The organism is Rheinheimera sp., assembly GCF_020217005.1.
Classification (GTDB): Bacteria; Pseudomonadota; Gammaproteobacteria; order Enterobacterales; family Alteromonadaceae; genus Pararheinheimera.
Genome location: NZ_JAIWOI010000041.1, coordinates 1 through 10,000 on the forward strand (window position 1 = coordinate 1; position 10,000 = coordinate 10,000).

General features: G+C 46.1%; 12 protein-coding genes. 10 read left to right on the forward strand and 2 right to left on the reverse strand.

Annotated elements, in window-relative coordinates; genetic code table 11:
- Positions 1-596 (reverse strand): efflux RND transporter periplasmic adaptor subunit (locus LDL40_RS02065; RefSeq protein WP_300993275.1); only part of this gene is annotated, 596 nt, incomplete at its 3' end.
- A gap of 208 nt (positions 597-804) precedes the next feature.
- On the opposite strand from LDL40_RS02065, the gene LDL40_RS02070 reads away from it, so the two are divergent.
- The 6 genes from LDL40_RS02070 to LDL40_RS02095 all read left to right on the forward strand — a co-directional run bounded on the left by LDL40_RS02070 (position 805) and on the right by LDL40_RS02095 (position 6,921).
- On the forward strand, positions 805-1,473 hold the full coding sequence (locus LDL40_RS02070; RefSeq protein WP_300993277.1) for a DUF2982 domain-containing protein: 669 nt from the start codon (positions 805-807) through the stop codon (positions 1,471-1,473).
- A 65-nt stretch (positions 1,474-1,538) separates the two neighbouring features.
- Positions 1,539-1,874 carry a hypothetical protein gene (locus LDL40_RS02075; RefSeq protein ID WP_053423581.1) on the forward strand — a complete coding sequence of 112 codons (336 nt, stop codon included), beginning with the start codon at positions 1,539-1,541 and terminating at the stop codon, positions 1,872-1,874.
- 97 nt (positions 1,875-1,971) lie between these two features.
- A complete protein-coding gene (locus LDL40_RS02080; RefSeq protein WP_300993281.1) occupies positions 1,972-3,648 on the forward strand; it encodes a DUF342 domain-containing protein in 1,677 nt (558 codons plus the stop codon).
- A gap of 153 nt (positions 3,649-3,801) precedes the next feature.
- Entirely contained in the window at positions 3,802-5,475 is a 1,674-nt protein-coding gene (locus tag LDL40_RS02085; protein ID WP_300993284.1) for a DUF1566 domain-containing protein, read from the forward strand.
- A 9-nt stretch (positions 5,476-5,484) separates the two neighbouring features.
- A complete protein-coding gene (locus LDL40_RS02090) occupies positions 5,485-5,997 on the forward strand; it encodes a DUF1566 domain-containing protein (protein ID WP_300993287.1) in 513 nt (170 codons plus the stop codon).
- A 150-nt stretch (positions 5,998-6,147) separates the two neighbouring features.
- Positions 6,148-6,921, forward strand: a complete 774-nt coding sequence (locus tag LDL40_RS02095) for a DUF2884 family protein (RefSeq protein ID WP_300993290.1) — start codon at positions 6,148-6,150, stop codon at positions 6,919-6,921.
- Between the two features lie 15 nt (positions 6,922-6,936).
- Here the strand turns inward: LDL40_RS02095 and LDL40_RS02100 are convergent, their stop codons facing one another.
- Entirely contained in the window at positions 6,937-7,131 is a 195-nt protein-coding gene (locus LDL40_RS02100; RefSeq protein ID WP_300993293.1) for a hypothetical protein, read from the reverse strand.
- Between the two features lie 104 nt (positions 7,132-7,235).
- On the opposite strand from LDL40_RS02100, the gene LDL40_RS02105 reads away from it, so the two are divergent.
- The 4 genes from LDL40_RS02105 to LDL40_RS02120 form a co-directional block, all read left to right on the forward strand.
- Positions 7,236-7,670 (forward strand): MarR family transcriptional regulator, encoded by a 435-nt coding sequence (locus LDL40_RS02105; protein ID WP_300993296.1) that lies wholly within the window; start codon positions 7,236-7,238, stop codon positions 7,668-7,670.
- A 103-nt stretch (positions 7,671-7,773) separates the two neighbouring features.
- On the forward strand, positions 7,774-8,217 hold the full coding sequence (locus tag LDL40_RS02110) for a hypothetical protein (RefSeq protein WP_300993299.1): 444 nt from the start codon (positions 7,774-7,776) through the stop codon (positions 8,215-8,217).
- A gap of 142 nt (positions 8,218-8,359) precedes the next feature.
- Positions 8,360-8,671 (forward strand): DUF6172 family protein, encoded by a 312-nt coding sequence (locus LDL40_RS02115; RefSeq protein WP_300993302.1) that lies wholly within the window; start codon positions 8,360-8,362, stop codon positions 8,669-8,671.
- A 184-nt stretch (positions 8,672-8,855) separates the two neighbouring features.
- On the forward strand, positions 8,856-10,000 hold a 1,145-nt coding region (locus tag LDL40_RS02120), incomplete at its 3' end, for a DEAD/DEAH box helicase (protein WP_300993304.1).

The following is a 10,000-nucleotide window of genomic DNA, read 5'->3' on the forward strand; positions in this document are numbered from 1 at the left end:
ATTTTGTTTAAATCGTCCAGTGTGGTCAGCACTGTGCCTGCGGTTAAATAGGCGCCTTCACTGACCTGTCGTAAACCTAATACCCCACTAAAAGGGGCTCTGATGGTCATTTCGTTCAGACGCGCTTTGACCGCGTCCAACTGAGCTTGCGTGGTATTGACTTTGGTTTGCTGTTCATCCAACAAAGACTGTGCTGTGGCTTGAGTTTTAGCCAGGTTTTTTAGCCTTTCCAGTTGACGTTTTTGATCCACCAGAAGCGCTGAAAGCTCCGCAACACGGGCACGCTCTTCCACATCATTGAGTTGGGCTATAAGTTGACCCTTTTCAATGCGTTTGCCTTCGTTAATATGTAGTTCAATTAAATAATCACTGGCATTGCTAACAATTTGTACTGATTCATTCGCAAGAGCAGTACCAAGGCTGCTGACCTGACGCACTAAAGCTGAAGGGCTGACCATTTGAGTGGTCACTAAAGTAGCTGCAGCTTCTGCTTTTTTTTCCACTTCAGGTGACTGATTTTGCAGGAAAAGGTAAACAACAAATGCAGAAATGCCAGCTAATAATACCCATATCAGATTCGAATTTTTTTGCGCCACGGTAACTCCACTCTGGTACTCTTAAAATAGTGGGCTTTATTGTAGGGAATAATAGTTAAAGCAGGGTACTGGTTATCGCAATGACTCAGGTGTTGGTCGTATCGGGGGAGTAAATGTCGGAACAAAAGTGTGAGTTTTGCCAGAATGTGCGCTTTTATCTGGTTTGGCTCGTAGTAATGGCTGTGTTTTATTTTTGGTATATGGACTGATGGATAAACTACAGTACAGAGCAGCGACGGCCAAAGGGGGAGTGAAAACCTTATTGTGCAGCAGCGGGGCTTTGTTGCTGTGGCTGTTATTGTTCCTGTTATGGCCCGATTTGTTTCATAATTCGGCCTGGGTGCTTTTGCTGGTTTGCTGCTTGCTTGGACTAGTGGCCGGATATGGCAAATTAACCGAGCCTTTGTATGTTGTGGAATTGGACCAGCGAGGTTTTAGTTATGTGCATCACAAAGGCAGCTGGTTTGTGTCCTGGCAGGGCCTTTCATTCATCTCAGTGCCGGAATTGGCCGGACATCCTCTGGCTTATATAGGCGTCAAACTGCGCAACTACGAAGACTTCTTAAACCAACTACAACCGCGGCTTGCCGTTCATTTAATGATGGAGCAACGTCATCTGTTGATTGCCGCTTTGAGCAGCAATTGTCCTTCAGGAACTTGTCCTACTGAATTGATGGTTGAATTAAGCGAATATAAAGGCGTAACGCGCAGTTATAAGGGGGCTATTGCAATGTTTGCCCATCGCATGCAATTATTGAGGCAACTAACTGGTTTTGATCTATTTATTCCCCTGAATGCTATAGGTTCTGAACCTGCTGATTTTTGCCGCAAAGTGAATCAAATCCGGTTACAATGTTTAGACAATACAGTCACCTAGACACTTGATGTGCGTCTGTATCATAATGGCGCAACAAAGCATAATTAAAAAACGGTATTTCAGTTATGAATAATTACGAAAAAGCATTTTTGGTCAGTGGACGTAACACTTTGATCCACAAACAAAAAAAAGTTGATTTAGTCATTGTGAATGATACTGGGGATCCAGTCATCGTGGCTACACGTCATGGTGTGAAAATATTTACTGAAGAAGTGCCTTCAAGCAAAGCAGATGCAAAAGCACGCTATTTGGAATTAGTGGATATTGCCAGTTCGGATGTATTTAGCGAAAACAAAACTCTGTTATTTGTGCAGGCGTTGAACAATAAAGAATATAAAGTGGACTACAGTAAAGTGGGTACAGATTTATTTATCCGTATCCATCAAGAGAACTATATTTGATAGTTTTATAGGTACGAACTCCTGATTCCGGGTGAATTTGTAGTTTTCACCTGAAGAATTTGTCCTGGTAGCGGTGCTATAAAAGTGGTAATTGCTTGTGACAGTGAATGTTTTAGCGTGTCAGTTTAACCTTAAAGACGATTTAGTCTTTATCCACATGCCTGTTACTCAGACAAATTTGACGGCTGAATTAGTAAAAGAGCAGCTACAACAGGCCGGTTACGGCCGTTGTTTATTGCTACAGGATCAAATCAAAAATTTGGTAGTGGAATACCAGCAAGTCCAGCAAAAAATCAAACAACAGCTGCAGGCTGAGGGTCATGTACTGAAATACAAAGTAGCAGAGCGGAAACATGCTGTGCTCAGTATTGAAATTAGCAGCGACGCTATGATTGCTACGGCAGAAATCACTGCAGCCTACGGTGGTAACCCAATCTCAGCCAACGATGCTGTTAAAGCAGGACAAGAAGCTGGCATCGTATTTGGCTTTCAAAAAGAACAGATCTTACATTTAGTGGCTCAAGCCAGCCGCGCAGAACCTGGTAGTAAAACCAAAGCAGATATAGCCCAAGGTAAACTTCCTACTCCAGGTCGTGATTCAGTTTTTGAACTGTTAATTCGTGATATGTCCAACCGCAGTAAGCAACCCGTAGCCCGTTCTGAAGGCAAGGTTGACTTGCGTGATTTTGGTGCCATAGCTTCAGTAAAAGCAGGTGAAGCTCTGATGCGGCGCCATCCACCAACAAAAGGCAAAGAAGGCATGACGGTCACAGGTACTCGTTTATCTGCGCTGGATGGCCAACAGCTGCCTTGGGGGGCTGCAGAGGGCTCTGCAGTGTCAGCGGAGAATCCGGATCTGTTAGTGGCCAGCCGGGACGGAATGCCGCGTTTGTTAGACGCTTGTGTTGCTGTTGATGAAGTTTTTGTGATCAACAAAGTGGATGCAGGTTCAGGCCATATTATTTTTAAAGGTGCGGTAGTTATAAACGGCGATGTGGCTGAAGCAATGAAGGTCGTAGCCGGTGGTAATGTTTTTGTTAAAGGTCTTTTTGAAGGGGACCTGATTGAATCTGGCGGTGATATTACTATAGGTGGCGCTATTATTGGCCATCAGGTCGGCGAAGTTGGAGAAGACACTGAGCTAAGCACTGTAGTGCGGGCTAAAGGCAATGTGCAATGCACTTTAGCTCAATACGCCAGCATTAAATGCGCAGGCCGTCTGACGGTGTCAAAACAGTTACTGCATTGCCAGGTGGAAGCCGACTCCGTGATAGCGGGTACCGAAGAAAAGGCCAATGGCAAGATAGTTGGTGGGCGTTATTACCTCGGCAATGGATTACGTTGTGGCAATCTTGGCGCTCCTTCGGGCAGTTTGCTGCAAATTGTGCTGAACAAACAAATGGACCCACTGATTGAAAAGCAAAATGTGCTACGTACCAGTTTAGTTGGCTTAAAGGCTGAAATGGAATTGGTAAAGCAGCATGTTGAACAACTTAAACAGATGGAAAAGTCGCCAGCAGTGCAAGAACAAATGAGTGCAATGGTGGAAGAATTCGAAGAACACCGCAGTATTGCTTCTGCTTTTATTGCCGACATCAAACATCTTGAAGAACAAAGAAGGCAGTTATTATTGTCTGTTTGTGTTGAAGTGACACAGCAACTTTTTGCTGGAGTTGAAACCAGCTTCGGTAATGAAATCCTGAAAACCAAAAAAGAGTATGGTGCTTCCCGCATCCGGTTATCAGAGCAGGGGGTAGTGGTTGAGCCATTGTAGCGGCACGCCACTCTTCACTTAGGCCGCAGTCCACTGAATAGCAAAACTGGCCCGCGTTTTGCTTCATCTCTCCCAAGTTATTTCTGACGTCAAATAGTTGTTGTCACTGATGCTGATCGGCAGCGTCACAACAGCAGTAGTGGAATAAAGACAATGATCCGAACGCAACGATGGTTAATTTTACTTTTGCTTAGTCTGAGTTTGCTCGGCTGCGGTGGTGGGGGCACAGATTCTGATCCAGCAGCTTCGGCGGCAAGTGTTAACGCTGGAGTGGACCAGAGCGTTAATGAAACGGACAGTTTTACCCTGACTGCACTTGGCGACCCGGCTGGTGGCACTTTTGCATGGCGTCAGTTGTCAGGCACAGCTATTAACGGTATTCCTGCAACTACAGCTTCAGTGAATTTAGTGGCGCCACTGGTGAAAGCCGAGACCATTTTAGTTTTTCAGGTCACGTACACTACGCCTGCCGGACAGAATTTAACTGATGAAGTTCAAGTGAAGATCCTGGCAAAAAATCAGGCACCTGTTGCTGTATTACAAATTACTCAGCCGTCGATATTGCCTGTGGCTCAGGGCTTAACTGTATCTGTCTCTGCTGCTGCCTCTTATGATTTGGACGCCGATGGCCGTATCGCCAGCTACGCCTGGACTCAAACCTCGGGGCCGGCCGTGACATTAAGTGGTGCTAGTACAGCAAATGTCAGCTTTGTAGCCCCTTTAGTGGCAAGCCAGACCGATGTTGAGCTTACTCTAGCTATTACAGATGATGAAGCCGCCACAGGACAAGGCAGCATTAAAGTGCCGATCCGTGCCAGCACCCAGCAAATTATTGCCGATGCTGGTGCCGACCAACAGGTACGTGAGTTTGCTGAAGTGCGTTTAGATGGCAGAGGAACCAGAACAGTGACCGGAAGTTACAGCTGTCGCTGGAGTCAATTAAAAGGGCAGGCTTTGGTTTTAGTCAATCCGACCTCCTGTCAGGCATCCTTTATCGCGCCTGATATTTCCGGAACCAGCCAGCTTGAATTACAACTGACAGTGACGGACAGTAACAATCAGACAGCCACTGATACTATGCTGGTAACCGTCAGCAATGCGGTGTTGGGGGATTTGCCGGATACCGGAGTTGTGAACTGCTACGATATTTCCGGCATCATTCCCTGTAATGACGCTCTCTATCCGCGTCAGGATGCTGACGGTGGCCGCGATAGCGTAGTGCAATATTTACGCAAAATCGGCAAAGGCGAAAAAGCCTTTGATTTTACTAAACTGGATCAGTTTGGTGATGAACTGGCAGATACGGCCAATGATTTTGCCTGTGTGCGTGATAATGTGACTGGGCTGATTTGGGAACTCAAGGAGCCAGTGATCGTAGCACCACCAGCCAGTACATTGAGGGCGGCGAACAACAGATATAGTTTTGTAAATACAGATGCTGGCAATGGCGACGAGCCAGGTATTCCTGCAGCAGCAGGGACTACCTGTCCAAGCACTGAGAACTGTGGCTTAAAAGCTTATGTCGAAGAAGTGAATGAAACCGCTTATTGTGGTGGCGCCAACTGGCGTTTACCAACCATCGAAGAGCTGATGTCTATTGCTGACTTTGGCAGAGTTGGACAAAACCATTTGCTTGACCCGGCCTTTTTCCGTTTTGAGCCAGATTTTGCTGTGCAAAATAATCTGTTCTACTGGACCAGCCAAAGCAGTGCAGAAGGCGGCGGTGGCATATCTGCCTGGGTTTTTGATATCCGCAATGGCAATGACAATACCTTGCCAAAACAACAAAATCAGTTAGGTTATGTGCGTTTGGTGCGCTCGCCATAAGGGAATTTTATGTCTAAGTACTTTCTATTGATGTTGATGGTGGTATTGCCAGCACAGGCTGCTCAGGTTTGTTACAGTGACATAACTGTCACTAAACCTTTAGCAAATTTTCAATTAAATGCGGATGGTACAGTGCTGGATAAAACCACTAAGCTGATGTGGTCAAGATGCCTGGTAGGGCAGAGCTGGGACAGTTCCAGTAGCAGTTGCACTGGCACAGCACAGCAATTGGATTGGTCTGAAGCTTTACTCGAATCTAAGCGCAGCACTTTGGCGGGTTACAGCACCTGGCGTTTACCTAATGCTAAAGAAGTTTTGACGTTGGTTGAGCGCAGTTGTGTCGACCCGGCGATCAATCTGACAGCTTTTCCGGCCAGCAACAGCGAAAATATGTGGACAGGAACTACTGTAGTTAATCAGGCAGACAGAGCATGGGCCATAGCAATGTACAGTGGTAAAAATAACACCAAAGAAAAAATTATCAGATTGTATGTCAGGTTAGTACGCTTCAGTGATGAGTGAGCCAGCAAGGTGTTGTTGATATTAGCGGCATGGTAAACTTTCCGGGCTGTTGTGGTTTTCGATGAAAGGCCACAGCAGTGCGTTACTTCCAGATGATTTGCTGGAGTTTTTCACCTAAGCTAGCCTCAGTTACTTTGCTGATCACCCCGAATGAGAGTGGATACCTTGCGTTTTATTCTGATCCTGTTCTTGATGTTTTGCAGTTGGTCTGGTTTTTCGACCGAATGCAATATGGCTTTTCGCCACGGTATTTTGATTTCTCCTGAACAAATTCGCATCCAGAACAGTAACAGGACCGTCTTTCAGATTAATCAGGATAAAGATTTATTTATCCGTGGTGAGTGGATCACCTTAAATCCGGCCGAACAGGAACTGGTGCGTCAGTATGCGCAGGGCTTGCGGAAGTTTGTGCCGGAATTAGTCAGCATTGCAGTTGACAGTGTTGAGCTGGGTTTGACCGCTATTGAAAATATGTTGGTGGGTATTGGCAGTACGGCACAACAAGAAGAATGGCAAGCCTTGATCCGGGAAACCACCTATCAACTGACCTCGCGTTTTGTCCGCAGTGGTGATCATTTTTATCTGGCACCACAAAGCCTGAACGAACTCGACGCATTCTTACATGGCGAACTGAAAACTCAGCTAAAAGACCTGGCGAAATATACTGTAGGCGCAGTTTGGGATGCACTGCGTGAGGCGTTACGTCAAAGTGAAGATGACTTTGAACGTACTGAAAGTCAGAACTGGCAACCAGCCGACGAACTGCTGGCAAAAATTAACAAAGGTCTGGATTTAAAAGCCGACGAACTGGAGCAAAAGTCGGTGTTATTTTGTCAGCGTTTGACTGAGTTGGATCAAATCGAAAGCCAGTTGCAGCAAAGGGTGCCGCAGTTACAGGCTTATGATGTCGTGACAATGAAATAACGCCCTTTTATGGCCTTAGCTCAATAAGGCCAGTTTAGCGTTTAACTCCTCGTTACGATTTTTCTCTTTTTGCAATAACAACTTTAACTGAGCAATTTTGGCTGCAGCCTCGTCGTCTTGTATGGCTTTGAGCCTTAACTCTCCCGATGCGCTATCTCTGACTTGTCGTGCTTTTGCATGGCAAGTGGGACAACTATGTACATCTGACATAAAAACCTCGTCGTTTTGTTTAATTGAAAATTGGTTGATATAATCAACTTAATTATTGGGTTTATGGTGGATAAAGTCAACTAATTTTGACTGGAGAAGGTGGCATGGAACAAACGCAGGATCTGCTGGATCAACTACAACAGCTGACAGCAGAGCTCAGAGGGCAGTTCTTTTTGCAGTTAGGGCCTGAATTACCCGGATTAACCGCCATGCATGGTCGTTTGTTGCTTGTGATTGCCAGTCAATCAGGCACTACAGCGCAGCAACTGGCCGAATTGCTCAGGCGGGATAAAGCGCAAATGACACGATTGTTAAATGACTTACAACAAGCTGCTTTAGTACAGCGCCACACCGACCCGTTGGATGCCAGACGTCAGTTATTGGTTTTATCTGAGCAAGGCCAGCAGATAGCTGCCGGCCTAAAAGCTAAAAAGCGTCAGATCGCCAATAAAATGCTCCATGGTTTGACCACAGAGCAACAGCGGCAAATGGCCGGACTGTTAAATCTGATGTATCAGAATTTAGTCGGTAGTGCATAAGCAGCCGCTTATCCCGAAGTCCTCACCACTGGTCAAAATTCGGTTTGAGTGTAGCTCTAACAGGTTGTAGTCAATGCCTTGTGATCTGAACAGGAGGGAGTCTATGAATAAACTAAGTCTGGCGCTTGTATTGGCTTTGGCTACGGGTTGTGTTGCAGCAGCTGAGCCAGTTGTCTTCAGTGCAGAGCAGCTAAAAGCCAAAGTAGAGCAGGTTACTCAGGCACAGAATAAGGTGATGTTAAAAGGTTCTGTCAAAGCGGATGTAGATAGACTTTTTGCGCTTTACAGCGATGATTTTGTCTATATTCATGAGGCCTATGGCGGCAGCTACAGCAAAGAACAGCTCTACGCCAATACGCTTCGTCTGATGTCGATGGGGAAATATGATCAAACCGAAGCCCGTTACCGCATCATTAACCTGATGCCTGGTTATAATGCTGTTGCAGTGCAGCGGCAGGAAATCTACAACGGCGTTACGCAAAATCATCTGGCTGTGTTTGAGTTTCGCGCCGGCAAAGTGACAAAAATCATCGAATACTGGAAGTAATGACACTGCTGTTTGGCCTGAGTTTTAGCTTCAGGCCTGGTTTTTGAAGGTAAATTGCAGATAGTGGCAGTCATCTTACGCTCATCCATGTAGAATGCGCGGCTATAAGCTTTTACCAGCGCCTATTTGTAGGAATTTTTTGATGAAAAAGACAATTGCTCTAACTCACCCTAAGTTGCAACCGGCTCGTTGGGTGGATTCCATTAAGTACGATATTAAAAAATATCTGAACAGAGAGCGCCGCAAGAGCCTGCCTGCTGGTATGGATTACTGGACTTTTGATTGCCGCTTCGGCGCTTCAGAAGAAGTGGCCGAGAAAGTCTTTACCTCTGAGATCAATAAGCACATAGATGCTGCGGTTGCACAGGAACTGACCAGCTTCTACGTAGAAATCCTGGCCCGAGCCTGTAAGCATAAACCTCGTGACATTGATGTTGATACTGACGAAGCATAAAAGTCCTGACGCTCACCCGGTCGGGTGAGCTGTTTTATTCAAGGCGTGGCCGGCTTTTTCAGCCTAAAAATACAGAAAAACTGCGTAAAATTCACTCAATGACAAAGAATTGTCTCTTCGACCGCTAAAATACTGTATATTCTGCCCTCATTTTTTACTGTAGCTACTCTACAGAGGAACTCTTATGCAATTTTCATCTTTAGATTTAGCTCCGGATTTACAACGCGCCTTAGTGGACTGCGGCTACAGTACTATGACTCCGGTGCAAGAGCAGGCCATAGTGCCGGCTCGTCGTGGTAAAGACTTACAAGTTACAGCGCAAACAGGCACAGGTAAAACTGCAGCTTTTGCTATTCCGGTCTTACAACGTATGCTGGACAAGCCAAAAGCTACAGTCGCTCAGCGTCCCCGCGCTTTGATCCTGACGCCCACCCGCGAATTGGCAGAGCAAATAGCGGAGTCCATTTTGGCATACGCTAAGTATGTGCCTATCAGCGTCACTGCTTTGTACGGCGGCGTGAAAATGGGCGGTCAGGCCAGTAAATTAAAGGCTGGTGTGGACATAGTCATCAGTACTCCGGGCCGCTTGATTGAGCATATGGCGCTTGGCAACGTGATTTTAAGTGACGTTGAATTTGTGGTACTGGATGAAGCCGACCGTATGCTGGATATGGGCTTTGTCACAGATGTGATGAAGCTGATGCAAATGACAGCGACCACAAGACAAACCATGTTGTTCTCTGCGACCACATCACCTGCTGTAAATGAACTGTCGCATAAAATATTGAAAAATCACCAGCAAATCCGCGTTGCTAAAACAAACAGCACGGCAGATACAGTGCACCACGTGGTGTACCCTGTCGAAGAAAGCCGTAAAATCGAATTGTTTGAACGACTGCTGGCTGAAAAAAACTGGTTTCAGGTGCTGGTGTTTACCAGTACCAAAGAGCAGGCTGACCGCTTATTGGCTGGTTTGCAAATGAGAAAAATCGACGCTGCAGTTTGCCATGGCGATAAAAGCCAGGGCGCACGACGTCGTGCTATCGCTGATTTCAAATCGGCCAAGTTACAAGTGCTGATTGCAACAGAAGTGGCGGCCCGTGGTTTGGATATTCAAGGGTTGGATTATGTGGTTAACTTCAACTTACCTTATCTGCCAGAAGATTATGTCCACCGTATAGGCCGTACAGGTCGTGCTGGTGCAGAAGGGGAGGCTATTTCATTCGTCAGTCGCGAAGAAGAGCAAACTTTAGAGCGTATTCAGAAACTGATTGGCAGCAGTATCAAACGTGTACTAGTGCCTGGCTTTGAAGTCAGCAACCGCGAATC